Source organism: Bifidobacterium santillanense (genome assembly GCF_018555385.1).
Lineage (GTDB): Bacteria > Actinomycetota > Actinomycetes > Actinomycetales > Bifidobacteriaceae > Bifidobacterium > Bifidobacterium santillanense.
In genome coordinates, this window is sequence record NZ_JAFEJS010000009.1 from 98,987 (window position 1) to 122,727 (window position 23,741).

The 23,741-nt window shown below is 66.5% G+C and carries 17 protein-coding genes, 5 tRNA genes and 1 pseudogene; 16 read left to right on the plus strand and 7 right to left on the minus strand.

Annotation, left to right across the window (positions count from 1 at the left end; translation table 11 throughout):
• Positions 1 to 151: 151 nt before the first annotated feature.
• Entirely contained in the window at positions 152 to 910 is a 759-nt protein-coding gene (locus JS528_RS08715; RefSeq protein WP_214358675.1) for a carboxymuconolactone decarboxylase family protein, read from the plus strand.
• Between the two features lie 17 nt (positions 911 to 927).
• Here the strand turns inward: JS528_RS08715 and brnQ are convergent, their stop codons facing one another.
• The 3 genes from brnQ to tkt form a co-directional block, all read right to left on the minus strand.
• Positions 928 to 2,286, minus strand: a complete 1,359-nt coding sequence (gene brnQ / locus JS528_RS08720; RefSeq protein ID WP_214358676.1) for a branched-chain amino acid transport system II carrier protein — start codon at positions 2,284 to 2,286, stop codon at positions 928 to 930.
• A gap of 162 nt (positions 2,287 to 2,448) precedes the next feature.
• On the minus strand, positions 2,449 to 3,552 hold the full coding sequence (tal, locus tag JS528_RS08725) for a transaldolase (RefSeq protein ID WP_214358677.1): 1,104 nt from the start codon (positions 3,550 to 3,552) through the stop codon (positions 2,449 to 2,451).
• 141 nt (positions 3,553 to 3,693) lie between these two features.
• A complete protein-coding gene (gene tkt / locus JS528_RS08730) occupies positions 3,694 to 5,802 on the minus strand; it encodes a transketolase (protein ID WP_214358678.1) in 2,109 nt (702 codons plus the stop codon).
• Between the two features lie 341 nt (positions 5,803 to 6,143).
• On the opposite strand from tkt, the pseudogene hrcA reads away from it, so the two are divergent.
• Both hrcA and dnaJ read left to right on the plus strand, forming a co-directional pair.
• A pseudogene (gene hrcA, locus JS528_RS08735) lies at positions 6,144 to 7,229 on the plus strand (heat-inducible transcriptional repressor HrcA); the annotation flags it as partial.
• A 177-nt stretch (positions 7,230 to 7,406) separates the two neighbouring features.
• Positions 7,407 to 8,558 carry a molecular chaperone DnaJ gene (dnaJ, locus tag JS528_RS08740; protein ID WP_214358680.1) on the plus strand — a complete coding sequence of 384 codons (1,152 nt, stop codon included), beginning with the start codon at positions 7,407 to 7,409 and terminating at the stop codon, positions 8,556 to 8,558.
• A 132-nt stretch (positions 8,559 to 8,690) separates the two neighbouring features.
• Here dnaJ and JS528_RS08745 read toward each other — a convergent pair whose 3' ends face one another.
• Positions 8,691 to 9,614: an undecaprenyl-diphosphate phosphatase gene (locus JS528_RS08745; RefSeq protein ID WP_214358681.1), complete on the minus strand. Its 924-nt coding sequence runs from the start codon at positions 9,612 to 9,614 to the stop codon at positions 8,691 to 8,693.
• Between the two features lie 205 nt (positions 9,615 to 9,819).
• On the opposite strand from JS528_RS08745, the gene JS528_RS08750 reads away from it, so the two are divergent.
• Positions 9,820 to 10,611 carry a fructosamine kinase family protein gene (locus JS528_RS08750; RefSeq protein ID WP_214358697.1) on the plus strand — a complete coding sequence of 264 codons (792 nt, stop codon included), beginning with the start codon at positions 9,820 to 9,822 and terminating at the stop codon, positions 10,609 to 10,611.
• 1 nt (position 10,612) lies between these two features.
• Here JS528_RS08750 and JS528_RS08755 read toward each other — a convergent pair whose 3' ends face one another.
• Positions 10,613 to 11,440 (minus strand): PAC2 family protein, encoded by an 828-nt coding sequence (locus tag JS528_RS08755; protein WP_240541423.1) that lies wholly within the window; start codon positions 11,438 to 11,440, stop codon positions 10,613 to 10,615.
• A gap of 167 nt (positions 11,441 to 11,607) precedes the next feature.
• On the opposite strand from JS528_RS08755, the gene JS528_RS08760 reads away from it, so the two are divergent.
• The 7 genes from JS528_RS08760 (at position 11,608) to JS528_RS08790 (ending at position 14,885) form a co-directional block, all read left to right on the plus strand.
• Positions 11,608 to 11,680 (plus strand) — tRNA-Gly (locus JS528_RS08760).
• A gap of 29 nt (positions 11,681 to 11,709) precedes the next feature.
• Positions 11,710 to 11,780: transfer RNA gene (locus JS528_RS08765), tRNA-Cys, on the plus strand.
• A gap of 44 nt (positions 11,781 to 11,824) precedes the next feature.
• Positions 11,825 to 11,896, plus strand: a tRNA-Val gene (locus JS528_RS08770).
• 48 nt (positions 11,897 to 11,944) lie between these two features.
• Positions 11,945 to 12,017 (plus strand) — tRNA-Val (locus JS528_RS08775).
• A 33-nt stretch (positions 12,018 to 12,050) separates the two neighbouring features.
• Positions 12,051 to 12,126: transfer RNA gene (locus JS528_RS08780), tRNA-Gly, on the plus strand.
• Between the two features lie 147 nt (positions 12,127 to 12,273).
• Entirely contained in the window at positions 12,274 to 13,017 is a 744-nt protein-coding gene (locus JS528_RS08785; protein ID WP_240541424.1) for a M23 family metallopeptidase, read from the plus strand.
• Between the two features lie 53 nt (positions 13,018 to 13,070).
• On the plus strand, positions 13,071 to 14,885 hold the full coding sequence (locus JS528_RS08790) for an AMP-dependent synthetase/ligase (protein ID WP_214358682.1): 1,815 nt from the start codon (positions 13,071 to 13,073) through the stop codon (positions 14,883 to 14,885).
• 114 nt (positions 14,886 to 14,999) lie between these two features.
• Here the strand turns inward: JS528_RS08790 and JS528_RS08795 are convergent, their stop codons facing one another.
• Positions 15,000 to 17,060, minus strand: coding sequence for an AMP-dependent synthetase/ligase (locus JS528_RS08795; RefSeq protein ID WP_214358683.1), 2,061 nt, complete (start codon positions 17,058 to 17,060; stop codon positions 15,000 to 15,002).
• A 214-nt stretch (positions 17,061 to 17,274) separates the two neighbouring features.
• Between JS528_RS08795 and JS528_RS08800 the strand changes: the two genes are divergently transcribed.
• The 3 genes from JS528_RS08800 to JS528_RS08810 are packed head-to-tail and all read left to right on the plus strand — an operon-like array spanning position 17,275 to position 20,181.
• The gene (locus tag JS528_RS08800; RefSeq protein ID WP_214358684.1) at positions 17,275 to 18,432 is read left to right on the plus strand and encodes an NAD(P) transhydrogenase subunit alpha; all 1,158 of its coding nucleotides are present in this window, start codon (positions 17,275 to 17,277) and stop codon (positions 18,430 to 18,432) included.
• A 24-nt stretch (positions 18,433 to 18,456) separates the two neighbouring features.
• Complete coding sequence (locus tag JS528_RS08805; RefSeq protein WP_043163752.1) at positions 18,457 to 18,756, plus strand: NAD(P) transhydrogenase subunit alpha part 2; 300 nt, start codon at positions 18,457 to 18,459, stop codon at positions 18,754 to 18,756.
• The gene (locus JS528_RS08810) at positions 18,757 to 20,181 is read left to right on the plus strand and encodes an NAD(P)(+) transhydrogenase (Re/Si-specific) subunit beta (protein WP_214358685.1); all 1,425 of its coding nucleotides are present in this window, start codon (positions 18,757 to 18,759) and stop codon (positions 20,179 to 20,181) included.
• 95 nt (positions 20,182 to 20,276) lie between these two features.
• Here JS528_RS08810 and JS528_RS08815 read toward each other — a convergent pair whose 3' ends face one another.
• Positions 20,277 to 21,275 (minus strand): alpha/beta hydrolase, encoded by a 999-nt coding sequence (locus JS528_RS08815; protein WP_214358686.1) that lies wholly within the window; start codon positions 21,273 to 21,275, stop codon positions 20,277 to 20,279.
• Positions 21,276 to 21,510: 235 nt separating this feature from the next.
• Here JS528_RS08815 and JS528_RS08820 point away from each other — a divergent pair, with 235 nt between their 5' ends.
• Positions 21,511 to 22,131 carry a 50S ribosomal protein L25/general stress protein Ctc gene (locus tag JS528_RS08820; protein WP_214358687.1) on the plus strand — a complete coding sequence of 207 codons (621 nt, stop codon included), beginning with the start codon at positions 21,511 to 21,513 and terminating at the stop codon, positions 22,129 to 22,131.
• Positions 22,132 to 22,348: 217 nt separating this feature from the next.
• A complete protein-coding gene (locus JS528_RS08825) occupies positions 22,349 to 23,476 on the plus strand; it encodes a branched-chain amino acid aminotransferase (protein WP_214358688.1) in 1,128 nt (375 codons plus the stop codon).
• Positions 23,477 to 23,741 lie beyond the last annotated feature (265 nt).

A 23,741-nucleotide genomic window follows, 5' to 3' on the forward strand; every position in this document is an offset into this window, starting at 1 on the left:
GTGAGGACAACGACACGCGAGACGCATGCGCCGCGTACCGGCATACCCGCCGGACATATCCACGGGAGCGGAACGGGCATTTGACCTCGAGCGCTCGAAGACCATATGTTGGAACCGCGCCAGACAACGGAACCAACGGAAGGAAGACATCATGTTCGGCAGTAAGAAGGGCAACCTGTTCGCCGACAACAAGCCCACGCTCGGCCAGTGCGATCCGGAGTTCATCGACCTGTTCACGCGATTCGCCTACGACGAGGTCGTCAACGAACCCGGGGCGAACCATCCCGACCTCGACGACGCCACCCGTTCGATGGCCATCCTCGCCACGCTCCTCGGCTGCCAGGGCACGGACGCGTTCGAGACGATGCTGCCGGTCGCGCTCGATGGGGGAGTGAGCCCCGTCCAGGTCAAGGAGATCGTCTACCAGGCCGTCGCCTATCTCGGCTTCGGACGCGTCCTGCCGTTCCTCAACATCGTCAACGAGACGCTCGTCGCACGCGGCGTGACGCTCCCGCTCGAGGGACAGTCCACCACCACGCCCGAGACGCGCGCCGAGGCAGGGGAACGCTCGCAGATCGAGATCTTCGGCGAGGGCATGCGCGGCTTCGCGCAATCCGGTCCGGAGGAGACCCGCCACATCAACAAGTGGCTCGCCGACAACTGCTTCGGCGACTACTACACGCGCGGCGGCCTCGACACCCGACACCGCGAGATGATCACGCTGTGCTTCCTCGCGGCGCAGGGCGGATGCGAGCCGCAGCTCGTCGCCCACGCGAAGGCCAACATCGGCGTCGGCAACGAGAAGGCGTTCCTCATCGCCGTCGTCTCCCAATCGATGCCCTACATCGGCTACCCGCGCACGCTCAACGCGATCCGCTGCATCAACGAGGCCGCCGCGTCGGCCAAGTGACGCGGCGGCCCCGATCGTCAGCGGCGTCGCACCAGCGAATCGACGACGCCGCAGACGATGCCGAGTGCGGCCGGCACGATCCAGCCGAGCTGCTGCTCCTGCAGCGGCAGCAACGCCAGCGCGGCGTCCAGCCACGGCAACGAGCCGCCGAACACGGCGACGAGCGAGGAGATGCAGCCGGCGAACGCCACGGCGCCCACCAGCAGCACGGTCCAGAAGTACACGCGCGGCAGACGCGAACCGATCGCGCGGTGCGTGAGCGCGAGCAGCACCAGCACGATCGCGATCGGGTAGAGCGCGGAGAGCACCGGCACCGACACCTTGATGATCAGGCTCAGTCCGGCGTTCGACACGACGAAGCTGAACACGGTGAACAGCACCTGCCAGGCGCGGTAGCTCACCATGCGTCCGCCGACGGTCGGAAACTTCTCGTGGAAGTACGTCGCGCACGTGCAGATCAGTCCGGTGCACACGTTCAGGCACGCGATGACGAACACGGCGCCGAGGAACGCGGTGCCGGCCGTGCCGAACACCGACGAGGTGAGGTTGGTCAGGACCGTCGCGCCCGTATCCGAGGAGGGGGCGATCGACCTGATCGCGCCGGAGACCACGCCCACATAGCTCAGTGCGCCGTAGATGAGGACGAGCAGCGCCCCGGTGCCGAGTCCCGCGTATGCGGTCTCGAGCTGCACCCGGCGCTCGTCGTCGACCTGCTGGGCGCGGATGTTCGCCGAGATCACGATGCCGAAATACAGTGCGGCCAGCAGATCCATCGTCTGGTAGCCGTCGAGGAAGCCGCGTGCCAGTTGGTTCGACGAATAGTCTCCCATCGGTTCGGCCGCCGTGCCGACGCCGTGCACGAGGCAGGCGACGAACAGCACGGCGATGAGGACGAGCAGCAGCGGTCCCATGAAGCGGCCGAGCACCTTGGAGAGCTTCTCCGGGTGCTGGGCGAACAGGAACGACAACGCGAAGAACACCAGCGAGTAGACGAGCTGGGCGATCCAGTGCGGGCCCGATCCGCCCGTGACGAACGGCGCGACCATCATCTCGAACGATGTCGTCGCCGTGCGCGGGATGGCGAAGCACGGTCCGATGGTCAGGATGATCGCCAGTCCCAGCAACAGCGAGAAACCGGGGGAGACCCGTCGCGCGAGCGCGTCGAAACCGCCGGAGAACGTGACCGCGAGCACGCCGAGGATCGGCAGTCCGACCGCGGAGACGATGAAGCCGACCGCCGCCGGCACGGCCGCCGAACCGGCCTGCGCGCCGACGAACGGCGGGAAGATCAGATTGCCCGCCCCGAAGAACATCGAGAAGAACGTGAACGTCATCACCAGACGTTGGCGTGCGGTCAGTGTCGTCGGTCGTGTCATGAAGGGTTCCTCTTCCTCTCTCCTCGGCGGATGCGCTCCTGACGGAACGCCGTCAACCACCCACCATAAACACGAAGGCCCCCGGCCTTGCGGTCGGGAGCCTTGTGGTTTCAGCTATGCAGCCGATATATGGACGCCCGTGGGACGTCCGAGGCGATCATCTCAGCCGTTGACGCGGTCGATGCCGGACTGAACGTCGGCCAGGACCGAATCCCAGGACTTGATGAAGGCGGCGACGCCGTCGGCCTCGAGCTTGTCGGTGACGTCCTTGAGGTTGATGCCCAGCTCGGCCAGCTTGTTGATGATGGCGTGGGACTCCTCGTAGGTGCCCTCGATGGACGGAGCGCCGTTGCCGTGGTCGGCCAGAGCGTTCAGGGTCTTCTCCGGCATCGTGTTGACGATGTGCTTGGCGACGAGCTCGTCGACGTACTTGCAGTCGGAGTAGGCCGGGTTCTTGGTGCCGGTGGAGGCCCACAGCGGACGCTGGACCTTGGCGCCCTTGGCGGCCAGATCGGCCCAGCGCGGATCCTCGGCGAACTTCTTCTCGAAGAGCTCGTAGGCGAGGCGAGCGTTGGCGACGGCGGCCTTGCCCTCGAGGGCCTTGGCCTCGTCGGAGCCGTTGGCTTCCAGCAGCTTGTCGACCGCGGTGTCCACGCGGGAGACGAAGAAGGAGGCGACGGAGCCGATGTGCTTGAGGTCGTGGCCGTTGGCGGCGGCCTGGGCGATGCCCTCGATGTATGCGTCGATGACCTGCTCGTAGCGCTCGAGCGAGAAGATCAGGGTGACGTTGACGGAGATGCCCTTGGCCAGGGTGGCGGTGATGGCCGGCAGACCCTCGAGGGTCGCCGGGATCTTGATCATCGCGTTCGGGCGGTTGACCTTCTCCCACAGCTCGACGGCCTGCTTCTCGGTGGCCTCGGTCTCGTGGGCCAGACGCGGGTCGACCTCGATGGACACGCGGCCGTCGACGAAGTCGGTCTTCTCGGCGATCTCGCGGAAGATGTCGGTGGCGTTGCGCACGTCGGTGGTGGTGAGCTCGCGCACGGCGGTCTCGACGTCGACCTTGCCCAGCTCCTTGAGCTGCGCGTCGTACGGGCCGACCTGGCTCAGGGCCTTCTGGAAGATGGACGGGTTGGTGGTGACGCCGACCACGTTCTTGTTGGCGATGAGGTCCTGCAGGGAGCCGGACTCGATGCGGGAGCGGGACAGGTCGTCCAGCCAGATGGAAACGCCGTTGTCGGACGTACGCTGAGTTGCTTCAGTCATTGATTTTTCTCCTTGATACCTTATTGGATCAAAACTTGGGGTGGGTGCCGTGCGGCGGACACGATACGGCGTCCGCCGCACGGAGTGGACGGATCCCGCCCGTCATGCGATGCTGCATGGCGCACGGAACCCGTCGGCGAATCACTTGGCGGCTTCGACCTCGGCGATGGACGCCTTGGCGGCCTCCACCACGTGCTCGGCGGTGATGCCCAGATCGATCATGTTCTGAGCGCCGTTGCCCTGCAGGCCGAACTGCTCGATGGAGACGGGCTTGCCGTAGGAGCCGAGGTACTTGTACCACGGCATCGCCACGCCGGCCTCGACGGAGACGCGGGCCTTGACGGCGGCCGGAAGCACGGCCTCCTTGTACTCGGCGTCCTGCTCCTCGAACCACTCGACGGACGGCACGGACACGACGCGGGCCTTGATGCCCTCGCCGGCCAGGGTCTTGGCGGCGGCGACGGCCCACTGGACCTCGGAACCGGTGGCCATGATGATGACGTCCGGGGTGCCCTCGGTGTCGACCAGGACGTAGGCGCCCTTGCGGACACCGTCCTTGGCCTTGGCGGCGGTCTCGGCGAGCACCGGGATGCCCTGACGGGACAGGACCATGGCGCCCGGCAGCGTGTTCTTCTTCTCGAAGAAGTAGCGGTAGGCCTCGGCGGTCTCGAAGGCGTCGGCCGGGCGGATGACCTCGAGCTGCGGGATGGCGCGGAAGGAGGCCAGGTGCTCGATCGGCTGGTGGGTCGGGCCATCCTCGCCGACGGCGACGGAGTCGTGGGACCAGATGTACAGGTTCGGGATCTCCATGAGGGCGGCCAGACGGACGGCGGAGCGCTCGTAGTCGGAGAACATGAAGAAGGTGCCGCCGAACGGACGGGTGTGGGAGCCCAGCAGGATGCCGTTGGTGATGCAGCCCATGGTGAACTCGCGCACGCCGAAGTGCAGCTGACGGCCGAACTCGTTGCACACCGGCCACTGCTTGGTGGCGCACTCCGCCGGAGCGAAGGTGGCGGCGCCCTTGAGGTCGGTCTTGTTGGAGCCGCCGAGGTCGGCGGAGCCGCCCCACAGTTCCGGCATGACGGCCGCGATGGCGTTGAGGACGGAGCCCGAGGCGCCACGGGTGGCGACGCTCTTGCCGACCTCGAAGGTGGCCTCGAGATCGTCGATGGCCTTGTCGAAGCCCTCCGGCAGCTCGCCGGCCTTCAGACGGTCGTACAGGGCGGCCTTGTCCGGGTTGGCCTTGCGCCAGGCGTCGAACTTCTCGTCCCACTCCTTGTGGGCCTCGAGACCGCGCTCGGCAACCTTGCGGGCGTGGGCGAGGGCCTCCTCGTCGACGTGGAAGTTCTCCTCCGGATCGTAGCCGAGGACCTTCTTGAGGCCGGCGACGGCCTCGGCGCCCAGCTTGGAGCCGTGGGAGGACGGATCGTTGGTCTTGCCCGGGGTCGGCCAGGCGATGAGGGTGTCGACCTTGATCAGCTTCGGCTGGTCCGGGGCGGCGGCCTCGGCCTTGGCGATGACGTCGGCCAGACCCTCGACGTCCTCCTTGTAGGAGCCGTCGGGCTGGATGAAGCTGAACTCGTCGGTGTACCAGCCGTAGGCCTGGAAGCGCTTGAGCACGTCCTCGGCCAGCACCAGGTTGGTGTCGCCCTCGATCTGGATGCGGTTGGCGTCGAAGATCACGGTGATGTTGCCGAGCTTCTGGTTGGCGGCCAGGGAGGCGGCCTCACCGGAGATGCCCTCCTCGATGTCGCCCTCGCCGCAGATGGCCCAGATCTTGTGGTAGAACGGGGAGTCTTCCTTCGGGGTCTCCGGATCGAGCAGTCCGCGCTGGAAACGCTCGCCGTAGGCGAAGCCGATGGCGGAGGCGAAGCCCTGGCCCAGCGGGCCGGTGGTCATCTCGATGCCCGGGGTCAGGCCGTACTCCGGGTGGCCCGGGGTACGGGTGTCCGCGCCGCCGCGGAAGTGCTTGAGGTCGTCCAGGGTCAGGCCATAGCCGGAGAAGTACAGCTGAACGTACTGGGTGAGGGAAGCGTGACCGCCCGAAAGGATGAAGCGATCGCGGCCCTCCCAGTTGGGATCGTTCGGATCATGCTTGATGAAGTGCTGGTACAGGGTGTAGGCGATGGGCGCCAGGGAGACGGGGGAACCGGGGTGGCCGCTTCCAGCGTTCTCAACCGCGTCGGCCGACAGGACCTTGGCCATCTTGATGGCGCGCTCGTCCAGCTCGGTCTCCTTGAATTCGGTCATGGATTACTTTCCTTCCAATTGGTCGGGCCGCGTATCCGGCTTGTGCCGAGCGCAAGACGCCCTCACATTGCGATACCCATGCTACCGTCCTTTCGCGACGTAGTGGTGTGATTTTGGCGTGTTTTGGTAACTTCTGTTCTGTTAGCGTTCACAGTATGTGTCTCTACGCTGCGGACGAACGCTTTAGCAGTCGACATATGGGAGTGCTAATACAATGATCATGTGTGAATCGGCCATTTCGGCGGCGTGTCGCCGTCATGGTGCGACTGGCATGAATTGTTGGTGAACTGTCCGGTGGATGCGGGTCGGCCGCCCGCCGGACGAAGATCAAGGAGGTGCGCATGCCTCAGTCGAGGCGCATGCTGGTCCTGCGCGCCGTCGTCGAGGACTACATCCGCTCGCAGGAGCCGGTCGGATCCGGGGCGCTGACCAAGCAGCACGATCTGGGGGTGAGCTCCGCCACCGTGCGCAACGACATGGCCGCGCTCGAGGACGAGGGCTACCTCATCCAGCCGCACACCTCGGCCGGGCGCGTGCCGACCGAGAAGGGGTACCGCTATTTCGTGGACCGGCTTGCCACCGTCGTGCCGCTGTCGCGGGCGCAGCGCCGGGGCATCGACAGCTTCCTGTCCGGTTCGGCGAGCCTGCAGGACACGCTGCAGCGCGCCGCCCGTCTGCTCGCGCAGATCACCGGTCAGGTGGCCGTCGTCGCCGCGCCGTCGCTGTCGCGCGCCACGCTGCGCCACGTCGAGCTCGTCCCCGTGGCGATGTCCACGTTGCTCGCCGTCGTCATCACCGACACCGGGCGCGTCGCCCAGCACACGCTGTCCGTGGCCGAAATGCCTGCGACCCGCGATCTGAACGACTTCACCGACGCCATCAACGCCGGATGCGCCGGTTCGTCGCTGTCCGCCGCCGCGCACAGGGTGCGCGCCCTGGCCGCGGACATGCGCTTCCGCGAGCTTGCGCCCCTCGCCGAATCTCTGGCACGCGCGTTCACGTCGATGTCCGACGACGAGCGGGCCAACGAACTGTACATGTCCGGCGCATCCCGCCTTGCGCACCAGCGCACGGTGGCCGACCTCGCGCCGCTGTTCGACGCGCTCGAGGAGCAGGTCGTCCTGATGAAGCTGATGAGCGCGCTGAGCGAGGAGAGCCCGCGCGGCGACGGCGTCGGCGTCGCGATCGGATCGGAGACGCATACGCCCGGCCTGATGCACGCCGCCGTCGTCTCCAGCGGATACGGCCACGCCGAACCGGGCGCCCCGGACGTCGCGTCCGCCCCCGTGCGCAACGCGGCCGGCGATCCTGTGGCGTTCGTCGGGTCCATCGGCCCGACCCACATGGACTACGCGGCGACCATCTCCGCCGTGCGCGCCGTCGCACGGTACCTGACCGCCTTCCTCGGCGGAGGGGAGCCCGCCGACGCGGACGGCGACGACGGTGCCGATGTGGAGGCGTCCGGTGCGTCGTCGGACCGCGAGGTGCGCGGACCGTGCGCGCCGGGCGACGATCGTCCGTCCGCCGGCGTCCGCCCCGCCTGACCGAGCCTTGTGACACAATAACCCGCTAGCAACCAACCAGAATAAAGGACCGAACGAACCGTGGCAGATTACTACGAGGTGCTGGGAGTCGAACGCACCGCGAGCGAAGAGGAAATCAAGAAGGCCTATCGCAAGATGAGCCGCAAGTACCATCCCGATATCGCCGGACCCGAGTTCGAGGACAAGTTCAAGGAGGTCAACAACGCCTACGAGGTGCTGCGCGACCCCGACAAGCGCCGCATGTACGATTCCGGCGTCGATCCGAACGACCCCAACGCCTCCGCCGGCTTCGGGCAGGGCGGCTTCGGCGACATGGGCGACGTGTTCAGCACGTTCTTCGGCGGCGCGTTCGGCGGCGGCTCCCAGGGGCCGACCCCGCGCACCCAGCCCGGCCGCGACGCCCTGGCGAGCATGAGCATCGACCTCAGGACCGCCGTGTTCGGCGGCACCGAGCAGGTGCGCATCACCACGTTCGGCCTGTGCCCCGACTGCTCCGGCACCGGTTCGGCCGACGGCGCCAAGCCGACGACCTGCCCCGACTGCCACGGCAGCGGCTTCCGCCAGAAGGTCGTGCGCACGATGCTCGGCCAGATGATGACCTCCGCGCCGTGCGAGCGCTGCGAGGGCCACGGCGACATCATCTCCAAGCCCTGCCCCTCCTGCATGGGCCACGGCCGCGTGCGCGTGACGCGCAACGTGGGCGTCAAGGTGCCCGCCGGCATCCGTGACGAATCCCGCATCCGTCTGGCCAACCAGGGCGAGGTCGGCGAGGGCGGCGGCGCGGCCGGCGACCTGTACGTCGACATCCGCATCAAGCCGAACGAGCAGTTCACCCGCGACGGCGACGACCTGCACTGCTGGGTGCGCGTGCCGATGAGCTGGGCCGTGCTCGGCCACGATCTCGAGATCGAGACCTTCGATGGCATGCAGACCGTCTCCGTGCCCGCCGGATGCCAGCCGGAGGACACCGTCACCCTCAAGGGCCTCGGCGTCGCGCGCATGCGCGAGCAGGGCGAGCGTGGCGACCTCGTCGCCCACATCGCCGTCGAGATCCCCACCAAGCTCTCCGACGACGAGCGCGCCCTCATCGAGCGCTTCGCCGCCTCTCACGACGAGGGTGCGACTCACGTGGCGCAGAGCTCCCGTCCCGCCTCCGGCGCCGCTGGCGGCAAGAAGGGCTTCTTCAGCAAATTGAAGGACGCGCTGAGCTGACGTACCGCCATACGATCCGCGATCGTCCGCAATGACGGCTAGGGCCGCATCCCGCATGGAACGGGGTGCGGCCCTAGCCATATATGTTGCGTATCATGCCGGTCTCGCTTGCCGGCTCATGCCCTCAGCTCGTCACGCGCCGGCCACGGACGGGTCGATCGCCGGCAGGACGCCGGTCAGCAGCAGGATCGCCACCACGACGGCCAGACCGATGCGGTAGATCGCGAACGCCTTGTAGGAGAACATGCTCACGAACTTCAGGAAGCCGATGATCACGATGTATCCGACGAGGAACGCCACGATCGTGGCGGCGATCGTCGGACCCCAGCCCGGCCAGGCCGCGCCGCCGATGGCCGCACACGCGTCGGCGGCCTTGGTGGCGGAGCACGCGCTCACGTCCTTGATCGCGGAGACGGCCTCGAGGATGCCGGCGCCGAACACGGCCGGGATGGCCATCAGGAAGCTCGTGCGCACGGCGGCCTCACGGGTGTAGCCCATCGCGCGGCCGAAGGTGATCGTGCCGCCGGAGCGGGAGACGCCCGGAATCAGGGCGAGCATCTGGCCGACGCCGAAGATGAGCGCGTCCTTGGCCGTCATCTGATTCATCGTCTTGACCTGCTTGGAGCGGGCGTCGAAGATCCACAGCAGCACGCCGAATACGGCGAGCACGGTGACGGTGATCCACAGGTTGCGCAGCGTGGTCTCGATCATGTCCTTGAACAGCAGACCCGCGATGAGGATCGGCATCGTGCCGATGATGATGAACCAGCCCATCTGCGTGTCGGGGTTCTTCGCCCCGAGACGTGACTTCCAATCCTTGCCCTCCTTGCCGAAGAGCGAGCCGAACCATGCGCCGAGGATGCGGATGATGTCGTGACGGTAGTACAGGATCACGGCCAACTCGGTGCCGATCTGGATGATGGCGGTGAATGCGGCTCCCGGATCGGAGCCGATCATGAGGTCGCCGATGATGCGGATATGCGCGCTCGAGGACACCGGCAGATACTCGGTCAGCGCCTGCACGAGACCGAGGAAGATCGCCTGGAAGAAATTCATAACCCCTCTTCCCTCTGTGATTCATGGAACGGAATTTCGTCAATTGCCGTGTCCACTGTACTCAGTGGGGGCTAAGACGACGCTCGTGAAGGGGGTATGCGGACGGATGTCTTGCACAATGCACACAATGAGGCCAACGATCGCGACGCCGGCGCGGAACGCGTCGGATGACGCGGCGAACGGCACGGCAGACAAGGAGTCGATGATGGACAAGTACCGCAAGAGCAGGGCGTTCGCCCCGAAGGGATTCTTCGAATGCGAGGGCCGCGGCCTCCAATGGCTCGGCGAGGCCATGCCCCAGGGCGGTCCCCGCGTCGTGCAGGTGATCGGATGGGGGGACGACCATCTCGACATCGAACGCGTCCACTCCGCGATGCCCACCGTCAAGGCGGCCCACGACTTCGGCGCCGCCCTGGCCCGCATGCACGACGCCGGGGCGCCGCACTTCGGCTCCGCGCCCGCCGGCTACGACGGCACCTGCTACTTCGGTCCGCTGCAGGACCCGGTGCCGATGGACACCGGCACGTGGGACGATCCCGCCACCTACTTCGCCGAGGGGCGCCTGCTGCCGATGGTCGAACTCGGCATGCGCCGCGGCGAGCTCGACAGGCACGACATGGAGCTCACGCAGCGCGTCATCGACGCCCTGCCCGATCTGCTGGGACGCGCCGCCTCCGACAAGCCCGCGCGCGTGCACGGCGACCTGTGGAGCGGCAACGTGATGTGGACCGCCGATCGCGGCTACAGCGAGGCCGTGCTCATCGACCCGGCGGCCCACGGCGGCCACCGCGAGGAGGATCTCGCCATGCTCGGCCTGTTCGGCATGACCTACCTGCGCGACATCCTCGACGGCTACCAGTCCGTGCATCCGCTCAAGACCGGCTGGGAGGAGCGCATGACGCTGTGGCGCCTGTACCCGATCGCCGGCCACTGCGTCTTCTTCGGCGGCGGCTACGTGAGCGAATACCGCTCCATGTGCCGTTCTCTGCTGGGCTGAGTCACAGGTTCTTGAGGAAGTCCTCGGCCTCGCGCACGAGGCGTTCGGCCTGCTCCGGGTCGCCCTGCGTGGCCCGGCGCGCCTCCTCGGCGGCGTCCCAGTCTCGCTCCAGATGATGCACGTAGTCGGCGAGCTGATCGCTGCAGCGCAGCATCATCGACGCCTTGGCCTCCCATGCGGAGGCGCTCGCCTCCAGATCCCCGGCGTCGAAATCGAAGTCCAGTTCCTCGCCGAGACGCCTCAGCAGGGCCAGCGTGGCCTTCGGGCAGTCGTCGTTGCCGGTGTACTGGGGGATTGACGCCCACATCGAGGTGGTGTCGAACGACTGCTCTCGCGCCATGTCGTCGAGCACGGTGGGGATGCCCACCGGCCCCGTGTATCCCTCGGACGGATCCTCGCATTCCAGATCGTGCGAGACGTCCACGGGCAGCGGCCGGGTGTGCGGGCAGTTCGCGAACATCGAGCCGAGCGTGACGATGCGGTCCACGTCGAACTCGTCGGCGATGTGCAGGCTCTGCCGGCAGTATTCGCGCCACCGGTAGTTGGGCTCGGGGGCGATCTGCGCGTAGACGCGACGGGTGGGGGAGAGGGCGATCTCGTAGAACGTGGTCTGCGGCCAGATGATACGGGGCGTGCCGAGCGCACGGCACAGCATCGGCCGCGACACCTGGTAGTCGTAGTAGCCGTCGCAGCTGATGTGCCTGATCTCGCGGGCGTCATACCGGTCCACCAGATGGCGGATCACGTTCGTCGCGGCCTGGCAGGCGTCGTTCCACCCCTCGAAAGCCGCAATCATCACGCACTGACGTTCATCTCGTTCTTCGCTCATACCCCTTACAGTAACTGGTGATGGAGGCCGCAAGGCGCGGTTTCATGCGGTTTTCGCCATGGGCGTTCCCGCGGCGCGCAAGCGCGACACGCCGTATTTGCGTAATGCGAGAATGTCGTTATAGTAGTTACTCGTGCTTCGGCGGGAACAACCGCTGAGAAACACACGCGGACATAGCTTAGTTGGTAAAGCGCAACCTTGCCAAGGTTGAGACCGCGGGTTCGAGTCCCGTTGTCCGCTCTAAGGTCCGAAGAGTTGACGAACCTTACGGTGGGTTAGCCAAGCGGTTAGGCAGCGGCCTGCAAAGCCGTATAGACGAGTTCGACTCTCGTACCCACCTCTCGGACGGTCGGCGAAAGCCGGTCGAATGAAAAATGCAGGCCCGGGCGGTTGGCGCAGTGGTAGCGCACTTCCCTGACACGGAAGGGGTCACAAGTTCGAATCTTGTATCGCCCACGCAAGTCGGAGCAATCCGGCGGATATAACTGAATACCGATTGATTTCGGGCGATTGGCGCAGCGGCTAGCGCACTTCGTTCACACCGAAGGGGTCGTAGGTTCGATTCCTACATCGCCCACTGGAATCCCGCTTCTCACGGCGGGAATCCTTTGCGGACATAGCTTAGTTGGTAAAGCGCAACCTTGCCAAGGTTGAGACCGCGGGTTCGAGTCCCGTTGTCCGCTCCACCGAAACCCCGCTTCGAGCGGGGTTTTTCGTTTTGTGAAGATTCTCGGGGGCTCCATCCACATCACCCCGATCGACTGGATCCGGACATCCGCTCCCATGCATCGTGGACCACGAAACCATCCACGACACAGGCGAAGGAGCCGAATATGGGATTGCTCGACGAACTGCGCCGCAGATGCATGACGCGTCTGCGCGGCGGAAGCAACGGCGACAATGGGGACGACGGACGGGCCCGGTCCGACCGGTCGTCCAAACCGCACGTCCCGCGCGCATCGGGCGGGCCGGGACGGTCGCACAGCGGCGGACGGCGGCGGGGATCGAACGGCGAGGACGGACGGATCCGCATGATGGCGGCGATGCTGGCGGCCACGGGCGCGATGGGCGTGATGACGGTGATGATCCCCGCCGGGGACGTCGCGTTGGCGTCGCCGACGTCTGGCGCGGCCTCGGACGATGCGCCGACGGGAACCGGCGCGTGCCGGGCGGCGCTGTCTTGGCCGGTGGACGCGCCCGTCGTGGACGACCCGTTCGACGGTCCCGACGAACCATGGCTCGCCGGTCATCGCGGCGTCGATCTGCTGGCGGGGGAGGGCGACGAGCTGATCGCCCCGGCCGACGGCGTCATCGCCTTCGCGGGCTCGGTGGCGGGCAAGCGGGTGGTCAGCATCCGCACCGACGACGATCTGGTCCTCACGTTCGAACCGGCCGTCACCGATCTGCCGGTCGGTACCGAGGTGCGACGGAACGACCCGTTCGGCGTGGTGTCGACCGGCTCCGACCACTGCTTCGGCGACTGCGTCCACTGGGGCGTGCGTCGCGGCAGACGCGACTACCTCGACCCGGAGGCGATGGCCGCCAAACGCCGCATCGGACTCAAGCCGGTGGAGTGAGTGGCTACAATCGATCGCGTACAGCGTATGGATACGTCATTCAGGGGGAACATATGATCAAGGAGTACCTGCGGCCGCTGGAGCAGCCGATCGATACCGACGGCAACCTGTTTTCCATCCTCGACGACCGCGTCGCGCGCACGCCGGACAAGTCCCTCGTCGAGTACAAGGATCCGCAGACCGGCGAGTGGAGGTCGTTCACCGCCACCGAGTTCCGCGACAAGGTCATCGCATTGGCCAAGGGCCTGATCGCCCGCGGCATCATGCCCGGTGACGCGGTCTCGGTGATCTCCAAGACCCGCTGGGAGTGGACCGCGCTCGACATGGCGATCATGTCCATCGGCGCGCTCACCGTGCCGGTGTACGAGACGAACTCGGCCACCCAGGTGAGCACGATCTTCAACGATTCGAACGTGCGGATGGCGTTCGCGGAGAACGACATGCAGCGCGACAAGATCGAGTCCGTGCGCGCCCGGTGCCCCGAGCTGGGCGACGTGTACGTCATCGACTTCGGCGCGCTCGACACCATCGAGGAATACGGCAGGACCGTCACCGACGCCGAGTTCCGCGAACGCGAGCGGGCGGTGCGCGGCGACGACCTCGCCACCATCGTGTACACGTCCGGCTCCACCGGCACGCCGAAGGGCATCGAGCTGAGCCACGGCAACTTCCTGTTCATCACGTACTCCGGCGTGCGCTCCATGCCGGACATCGCGATGCCGGAGTACGCGCGTCTGTGGCTGTTCCTGCCGCTCGCGCACGTGTTCGCCCGCTATATGCAGTTCTTCTGCTTCGCCGGCAACGTCACGCTGGGCCTGTCTGGGAACCTCAGGACGATCCTGTCCGATTTCGCGGCGTTCAAGCCGACGTTCATCCTCGCCGTGCCGCGCATCTTCGAGAAGATCTACAACGCCGCCTCGCAGAAGGCCGGCGCCGGGTTCAAGGGCCGCGTCTTCGCGGGCGCGACCGGGACCGCGCGCGCATGGAGCGCTGCCCAGCAGTCCGGCAGACCGATCCCGTTCTGGCTGAACGTGCGGCATGCGCTGTACTCGAGGCTCGTCTACAGGTCGATCATGCAGGTGTTCGGCGGCCACGTCGAATACGCGGTGTGCGGCGGCGCCCCGCTCGACGGGTCGATCGCGCACTTCTTCAACGGCATCGGCCTGCCGCTGCTCGAGGGCTACGGCATGACCGAGACCTGCGCGCCCGCCGCGGTCAACCCGACCGTCGGCTACCGGATCGGCACCATCGGCCTGCCGATGCAGGGCACGGCGGTCGGCATCGCCGAGGACGGCGAGCTGTGCGTCAAGAGTCCTGCGGTGTGCGTCGGCTACCACAATCATCCGGAGATCACCAAGGCGCAGATCGTGGACGGCTGGCTGCACACCGGCGATCTGGGATCGCTTGACGACGACGGCTTCGTGACCGTGACCGGCCGCAAGAAGGACCTCATCATCACGGCCGGCGGCAAGAACGTCTCGCCGGGCGAGCTCGAGGCGTCGGTGATGACCTCGCCGGTGGTCAACCAGTGCGTGGTCGTCGGCGACCGCAAGCCGTTCGTCGCCGCGATCATCGCGCTCGATCTGGCCGAGACGAACACGTGGCTCGAGTCGCAGGGAGCCTCCCCGTGCGCGACCCTCGCCGAGGCCGCGCGCAACCCGATCGTGCATGCGGAGGTCGAACGCGCCGTCAATCAGGCCGATGAGCTCGTCTCGCGCGCGGAGTCGATCCGCAAGTTCGAGATCGTGCCCGACGACTTCACCGAGGACAACGGACTGGTCACCGCCTCGATGAAGGCGCGTCGCGAGGCCATCACCGCCCGGTACCGGGACCTCATCGACAACGTGATCTACGCCGGCAAGAAGTGACTTGCCGCGTGGCCGCCCTCCTGCCCGGGGAGGTCGCGCACTACCGCGACGAAGGCCCTGCTCCGATTCGATCCGGAGCAGGGCCTTCGTCGTCCCGACGTATGTGGCGTCGGCTCACTGGCGCGGCGCGGTCTTCTTCGTGTACATCTGCGTGGCGAGCAGCGTGGCGTAGCGCTTGATGACCTTCGGACGGATGACCTTCATCGACGCGGTCATCAGGCCGTTCTCCTGGCTGAACTCCTCGGGCAGGATGATGAACTTGCGCACGGACTCGGCCCGGGAGACGCCCTCGTTGGCCTGATCGACCCACTTCTGCACCTCGGCGCGCACGGCCGCGTTCTGCGCCGCGTCCTCCAACGACATGTTCCGGTCGAGTCCCTTGGCCTCCAGCCACGGGCGCAGCGTCTCCTCGTCGAGGGTGATCAGCGCGGAGATGAACGGGCGCTTGTCGCCGAGGACCAGCGCCTGCGAGACGATCTCGCACCGCTGGATGACCTCCTCGATCGGTCCGGGGGCCACGTTCTTGCCGCCGGCCGTGATGATGAGGTCCTTCTTGCGTCCGGTGATGTACAGGAAGCCGTCGTTGTCGAGGCGACCCAGATCGCCGGTCCTGTGCCATCCGTCCTCGGTGAACGCGTTCTCGGTGGCCTCGTCGTTCTTGTGGTAGCGGTGGAACACCACCGGGCCGGCCACCTGGATCTCGTCATCCTCGGCGATGCGCACCTTGAAGCTCGGGAACGGGATGCCGACCGAACCCTCGTGGAACGGCACGCCCAGCGGGTTGAACGCACACGGGGCGGTCGTCTCCGTCAGTCCGTAGCCCTCGTACACCGGCACGTTCGCGCCGCGGAAGAAGGCGAGCAGCTCCGGGTCGAGCGGCGCGCCGCCGGCCACGATCCACCTCATGCGGCCGCCGAGCACCTCACGCAGGGACTTGTAGACGATCGGGTCGAAGGAGGAGCGGCGCATCGCGGTGAGCACGCCGGCCTTGCCGTTGGAGCTCACCTCCTTCATGTACTTCTGCGCGGAGGTCACGGCCGCCGCGAACAGCATGCCCTTGGCGCCGTGCCCGGCCTTCTGCGAGGCGGCGTTGTACACCTTCTCGAGCACGCGCGGCACCACGATCATGACGGTCGGACGGGCCTTCTGCAGATCGGCGAGCAGGGTCTTGATGCCGGTGGCGATGTAGATGCGCATGTTGCTGGCCACGCAGATGTAGTTGATGGCGCGGGCGAACGTGTGCGCCTGCGGCAGGAACAGCAGGATCGACCCGTTCTTGTCGTCCTTGAGCAGTCCCGGCATGTAGTCGCGCAGGTTGAACGCGTCCGTGCAGTAGTTCTCGTGCGTCATCTCGACGCCCTTGGGGGCGGAGGTGGAGCCGGAGGTGTAGATGATCGAGCACATGTCGGTCTTGCGCAGGGAGGCGATGCGCGCGTCGAGCTCCTCGTCGCTCACCGAATCGCCGTACGCGGCGATCTCGTCGAGGCCGCCGGTCTCGATGCAGATGATGTGCTCGAGCGACGGGCAGTCCTCGATCGCGCCGTCGGCCTTGTCGCGCATGGCGGTGTCCTGCACGATGAGCAGTCGGGCGTCGGAATTGTTGACGATGTTGCGGATCTGCTCGGCGGAATCGGTGTCGTAGATGGACGCGAGCACGCCGCCGCACGCCATGATCGCGGCGTCGGCCAGATCCCACTCGTAGGAGGTGCGGCACATGAACGCGACGGCGTCGCCCTTCCTCAGACCGTAGTGGAGCAGTCCCTTGGCGACCTTGCGCACCTCGGCGAGGAACTCGTTGGCGGTCTTCGAGACCCACTCGCCGTTCTCCTTGTACGTGTACAGCGGCTCGTCGCCCATGCGGCGGGCGCGGTCCTCGTAGACGCTGTAGATCGTCGTGTGCTCGTCGAGCGGCGGGTTGCCGGCCGTCTCGGCGGTGAGCAGACCGGTCCTCTCGTCGATGAACGTGGTGGTCGGGTAGCCCGGGCCCCATTCGTCGGTGTGGGGCAGGGTGATGTCCTCCTCGCGGGCGAGGTCCTCGCTCACGTCGTCGGGCTCCGCGTAGTCGGGCTCCACACCCGCATCGTCGCCCACCGGGTGTACGAAATCGGTGCCGAGACGCAACGCCTTCCGCGTGATGTTCGTGGTTTGCTGTTTCAACGTGGAAAAAACGGACACGTGACGCTCCTTGACCAATTTCTGCTATGTCCTATCTCAAAGAAGCCAGTTTAGCCGTCCGCGGGCGACACGTCACCTTACGGTAGCGTAGGGAAATGCCTCCGTATGGGCCCGGAAGGCGGATGAATGCCGGGCGGTTCGCGCTTTTTCGGTTACACTGGTCGGCGTATGACTAGTAGTGACACTAGTACGGCCAATGTCAGAAAGGGCTCTCATGGCTGGAATCAAGGAAGCCACGGTGGCTTTCGGTGTGCTGGGCGAGACGTCGGATGTCGAATCCCGCGTCGCGCTGACCCCGGACATCGTCACCAGACTCGGCAGGAGCGGTGTCTCCTGCCTGATCGAAAGCGGCGCGGGCGCCGCGGCGCAGTACACGGATGAGGACTACGCGAAGGCGGGCGCGACCGTCGCCACGCGCGACGAGGTGATCGCCAAGGCCGACGCGCTCGGCTTCGTCGACCGGCCGGACGCCTCCGTGCTCGCCAAGCTGAGGAGGGGACAGTGGGTGATCGGCATGCTCGGCTCCTTCACGGACGCCGACTACGTCGCCTCGCTCGAGAAGGCGGGCCTCGTCGGCGTGGCGATGGAGAAGCTGCCCCGACAGCTCTCCAGCGCGCAGTCGATGGACGAGATGACCTCGCAGAACTCCGTGATGGGCTACAAGGCCGCGATCCTCGCCGCCGACGCCTACGGCTCGTTCCTGCCGATGATGACCACCGCCGCCGGCACCATCCGCCCGGCGAAGGCCCTGGTGCTCGGCGCCGGCATCGCGGGACTCCAGGCCATCGGCACGCTGCGCCGTCTCGGCGCGGTCGTCACCGCGTACGACGTGCGTCCCGCCTCCAAGGGCGAGGTCGAATCGCTCGGCGCCAAGTTCCTCGATCTGGGACTCGACTTCTCCAAGGGACAGGGCGAGGGCGGCTACGCGCGCGCCCTGACCCCCGAGGAACAGGCCCAGCAGCAGGCCGCGGTCGACGAGAAGGCCGCCGGCTTCGACATCGTCATCACCACCGCCAAGGTCCCGGGCCGCAAGCCCCCGGTCCTGCTCACCGCGTCCGGCGTCAAGGGCCTGCACCGCGGCGCCGTGATCGTCGATTGCGCCGCGTCCGATCTCGGCGGCAACGTCGAGGGATCCGCGGTCGGCACGCACGTGACCGACGGCGGCGTGACCATCATCGGCGCGCCGTACCTTGCCTCCGGTGTCGCGACCACCGCCTCCAACCTGCTTGCGCGCAACGTGGCCGACGTGCTCGCCCACTTCGTGCGCGACGGCAGGCTCGCACAGGACCTGAGCGAGGAGCTCGACTCCGCGCTCATCGTGGCCGGCCGCGCCGAAGCCCCCGCCGAGGGCAAGCCCGAAGAGAAGAAGTAAAGGTCAAGGAAAGGGGACAAGGAAATGCCCACGCTCGTCGTTTCCATCACATTGTTCGTGCTCGCCCTGCTCATCGGCATCGAGGTGATCGGCAAGGTGCCCGCCACCCTGCACACGCCGCTGATGTCCGGCGCGAACTCCATCCACGGCATCGTCATCGTCGGCGTCGTCATCGTCGCGGCCGAGGCCAATTCGCCGCTCGCCTACGCGTTCATCTTCCTCGCCGCGGTGCTCGGCACGATGAACGTCGTCGGCGGCTACGTGGTCACCGATCGCATGCTCGAGATGTTCAAGTCCAACAAGAAGAAGGGGGAGGAGAAGTAAATGGCCTCCGCAACCGTGGGAACCATCGACATCGTCGCCTGGTTCGTCTATCTGTTCTCCGCCGTCATGTTCGTCGTGGGCCTGCACTTCATGAACTCGCCCAAGACCGCCCGCAAGGGCAACCAGATCTCCGCCTTCGGCATGGTCGTCGCCGTCCTCATGGCGTTCGTCGTACTGTTCGCCAAGGGATTCATCAACACGATCGCCGTGGTCGTGCTCGTCGTCGGCATCGCCATCGGCGCGATCGCCGGCGTCGTGTCCGCCAAGAAGGTCAAGATGACCGACATGCCGCAGCTCGTCTCCGTGTTCAACACGGTCGGCGGCGGCGCGGCCGCGCTCGTGGCGTTGAATGACATCCTCACCAAGGAGGGGCTGCCGGACATCGTCGTGCTCATCACCGCCGGCCTCGGCATCCTCATCGGCTCCGTCACGTTCACCGGATCGCTCATCGCCGCCGGCAAGCTGCAGGGCATCAAGTGGGTCAAGAAGCTCGCCCTGCCCGGCAAGGGCGTGTGGAACGTGCTGTTCGCCGTCCTGTCCATCGCCGCGCTCGTCATGCTGTGCATCCAGCCCGAGCAGCGGCTGCTGTGGTCGATCCTGACGACCGTGTTCGCCCTGTGCTACGGCCTCGTGTTCGTCATCCCGATCGGCGGCGCCGACATGCCCGTCGTCATCTCCGTGCTGAACGCCTGCACCGGCACCGCGGTCGCCATGTCCGGTCTCGCCATCGACAACGTCGCCCTGATCGTGGCCGGCGCGCTGGTCGGCTCCGCCGGCGTGACCCTGTCCATCCTCATGGCCCAGGCCATGAACCGTCCGCTGCTGTCCGTCCTCGCCGGCGGCTTCGGCGGCGGCTCCGGAGCGGCCGCCGCGGGCGACGGCCCCGAGGGCACGATGAAGGAGACCAGCCCGGACGACCTCGCCGTCCAGCTCGTCTACGCCGAGAAGGTCATCTTCGTGCCCGGCTTTGGCCTCGCCCAGGCGCAGGCCCAGCGCGAGCTCGCCGATCTGGGCGAGCTGCTCAAGGCCCACGGCGTCGAGGTCTCCTACGCGATCCACCCGGTCGCCGGCCGCATGCCCGGCCACATGAACGTGCTGCTTGCCGAGGCCAACGTGCCCTACGAGGAGCTCGTCGACCTCGACGAGATCAACCCGCAGTTCCCGCAGGCCAACGTGGCCCTGGTCGTCGGCGCGAACGACGTCACCAACCCGGCCGCCCGCCGCCCCGGCACCCCGGTCTCCGGCATGCCGATCCTCGACGTCGACAAGGCGCAGAACGTGGTCGTCATGAAGCGCGGCCGCGGCATGGGCTACGCCGGCATCCAGAACGAGCTCTACTTCGAGGACAACACCCAGATGCTGTTCGGCGACGCGAAGAAGAGTCTGCAGGCCGTCATCAACGCCGTCAAGGAACTGCTCGCGTGATGGAACTTCGGTTGCGCCGTATCCGGCGCGATTGATGAAGGGTCGATTCCCGATCGGGAATCGACCCTTTTCTCGTGTCGCGGTTCCGGCATCCGCTACAGGTCGAACACGCGTGTGACGAACGCGGTGACGCGGCTCCAGTAGAGCTCCGGATCCGTGCTCGCGGACAGTGCATGGCCGGCGCCCGGCACCATCAGTCGCTCGCGGTCCGGCCCCGCGCAGGCGGCGATGTTGCGGTCGAGGAACGCGGGATCGACGAACGTGTCCGCCGCCCCGTGGATGAACATCATCGGGATGATCGTGCGGCGCAGCGAGCGTACGCAGGACGCCTCGCGGAACCCGTACCCGGCGACCCGCCGCGAGATCGCGGACATGAGATCCACCACCGGCACGCCCATCCAGCGGTAGGGCAGATGGTACATGTGCTTCGCGTTGAACAGGAACTGGTCGCGCACCGACGTGTACCCGCAGTCCTCGATCGCGGCCCTCACATTGCGCGGCAGGGACGGTTCCCCGGTCGCAATCATCACCGTCGAGGCGCCCATCGAGACGCCGTGCAGCAGGATGCGGGCCTGCGGGTCGCTCGCCGTGATGAGGGTGACCCATCCCATGAGGTCGCGGTGCTCCAGCCAGCCCATGCCGATGTAGCGTCCCTCGCTCGGCTCGTGGCAGCGCTGCGCGGGCACGAGCACGGTGAATCCCATGCGCGCGAACCGGTGCGCGTACTTCGCCATGTCGGACGGACCTCCGCCGTAGCCGTGCATGCACACCGCGTAGAGGTGCGGCGCGGGGGAGGCGCAGTCCGGATCGAACAGCCAGCCGCGCAGCTTCAGCCCGTCCTCGGAACGCAGCGAGACGGGCTGCTTGGCCGTTTCGAACCAGTGCGAGGCCTCTGCCTCCTCGACGGCGTCGCGGTGCGGGGATTGCAGGTACGGGGCCGCGGCGGAGCCGGACATCAACCGTTCCATCCAATGCCGGTGACGCACGTCCAACGACAGGCGGAACATGAGATCCGCCGTCGCCAGTACTCCCATGCCCACCATGCCGGCCGTGGCTCCGGCGCCGATCAGCAGATTCCTGGTGGCTCGCTTCATCGCAGCTCGATTCCCTTGAAAACATCGATGACACCAGTCTAGCCGTCGCATTGTCCCGTCGCCTCGTATACTTGGTTGCTGTTGCTTTGGCGAGGGAAGGCGCAGCCCGCATGGACCGTCCTTCCGTTATCGACTCGGCGTGAATCATCCCTCCTTGGGACGTTCTGCGGCGCGTCGTGGCGTCAAAAAACAGAACGACAAGTAACACAACCGTTCAAACCAAGGAGACCATACCATGGCTACCAAGATCGTCCTCAACGGCGAAGTCCGCAACGAGTTCGGCAAGGGCGTCGCCCGCCGCATGCGCGTCGCCAAGCTCATCCCCGCCACCATCTACGCCGGTGGCGCCGAGCCGAAGTTCATCACCCTGCCGATGAAGGAGACCACCCTCTCCCTGCGTCACACCAACGCCCTGTTCGAGCTGAACTTCGGCGGTGAGAAGGCCATGGCCGTCGTCAAGGACGTCCAGAAGAACCCGGTCAAGCGCATCGTCGAGCACATCGACTTCTACGAGGTCAAGGCCGGCGAGAAGATCGACGTCGAGGTGCCGGTCTTCGTCGAGGGCACCCCGAAGGGCGCCGCCGTCGCGTTCGTCGACATCCAGGAGCTCAAGGTCCGCGCCGACGTCGCCAACCTGCCGGAGCGCATCGTCGTGAGCGTCGAGGGCCTGACCGACGGCACCAAGGTGTTCGCCAAGGACGTCGTCCTTCCGGAGGGCGTCGAGCTCGACGTCGAGGATCCGGAGGAGTCCGTCGTGACCGTCGAGGTCCCGGAGGATGCCACCGAGTCCACCGCCGCCCCGGAGGCCGCTGCCGCCCCGGCCGCCGACGCCGCTCCGGCCGCCGACGCCAAGTGATCCGCGTCGGAGCGAATCCGGCGACGGTCACCGTGCATGACGCATGACCAATGATTCGACCCGCGACCACCCGTCGCGGGTCTTTTCATAATGTGAACCACACCATATTCTTGAAGACGGGATGTGACAAAGTATCCCACAGCAACGCGTGCCACGAGCGCGCGGCTGACCCTTCGCAATGAACGCCGCCACGGCGGCTGGATAAAAAGAAGTGAACATGACTGAAAACACGCATCACGATCCGGCAGCGCTCGACAAGCTGACCGAACCCTTCACCGTTCTGCCGAACGACAACCCCGCGTCCGACGCCAAGCGCGCCGAACTCATCGACAAGCCGGCGTTCGGACAGGTCTTCTCCGACAACATGGCCCACATGACCTGGACCAAGGGCGAGGGCTGGGGCGACCGTCGCATCGAGCCGTACGCGCCGCTGAAGATGGATCCGGGCGCCTCCGTGCTGCACTACGCCCAGGAGTGCTTCGAGGGCCTCAAGGCCTACCGCCACGCCGACGGCTCCACCTGGCTGTTCCGTCCGGATGCGAACGCCGAGCGCTTCCAGAACTCCGCCAAGCGCCTCTACCTGCCGGAGCTGCCGGTCGACGACTTCATCGGCTCCGTCGCCGCGCTCGTCAAGCGCGACGTCAACTGGGTGCCGTCCCGTCGTGAGTACACGCTGTACATGCGTCCGTTCATGTTCGCCTCCGAGCCGTTCCTCGGCGTGCGCGCCCCGCACGAGGTCGACTACTGCGTGATCGCCTCCCCGTCCGGCCCGTACTTCCCGGGCGGCGTCAAGCCCGTGAGCATCTGGGTCGAGGACAAGTGGTTCCGCACCGGCCCCGGCGGCACCGGCTTCGCCAAGTGCGGCGGCAACTACGCCGCCTCCCTGCTCGGCGAGTACACCGGCATCGAGAACGGCTGCCAGCAGGTCTGCTTCGTCGACGCCGCCACCAAGACCTATCTCGAGGAGCTCGGCGGCATGAACATGATGGTCGTCCACAAGGACGGCCACGTGGAGACCCCGTCCCTGACCGGCAACATCCTGCCGGGCGTGACCCGTCGCTCCCTCATCCAGCTGCTGCAGGACGAGGGCCGCGACGTCGTCGAGACGATGATCGCCATCGACCAGCTGCTCGAGGACATCAAGTCCGGCGAGGTCACCGAGGTGTTCGCCTGCGGCACCGCCGCCATCATCACCCCGATCGGCCGCTTCAAGTCCGAGAAGTTCGACGTGACCGTCGCCGACGGCGGTTCCGGCGAGCTCACCGTCGCCCTGCGCAACAAGCTGCTCGGCATCCAGCTCGGCGAGATCGAGGATCCGCACAACTGGATGTGGAAGGTTTGCTGAGTTTCCTCGCGCTTCTGACCGCCTAGGGGCGGATTCCGCATCACCGGACACACTCAAGGCCGTTCGGCCAAGCCTACGGTCCGGTGATGCGGAATCCGCCCCTAGGCTCTTTTGCGCTCGAAAACAGGTTGGGAAGCGGGGGTTATAGGCCAAAATGTGTGTCTGAGGGTTTAGTCGTTTGATGGCCATTCGACGCGGGTGTGGAAGTCGTTCCAGTCGATGCCGGTGCCGTATCTCATGGGGATGCCGAACGTCTCGTGCATGC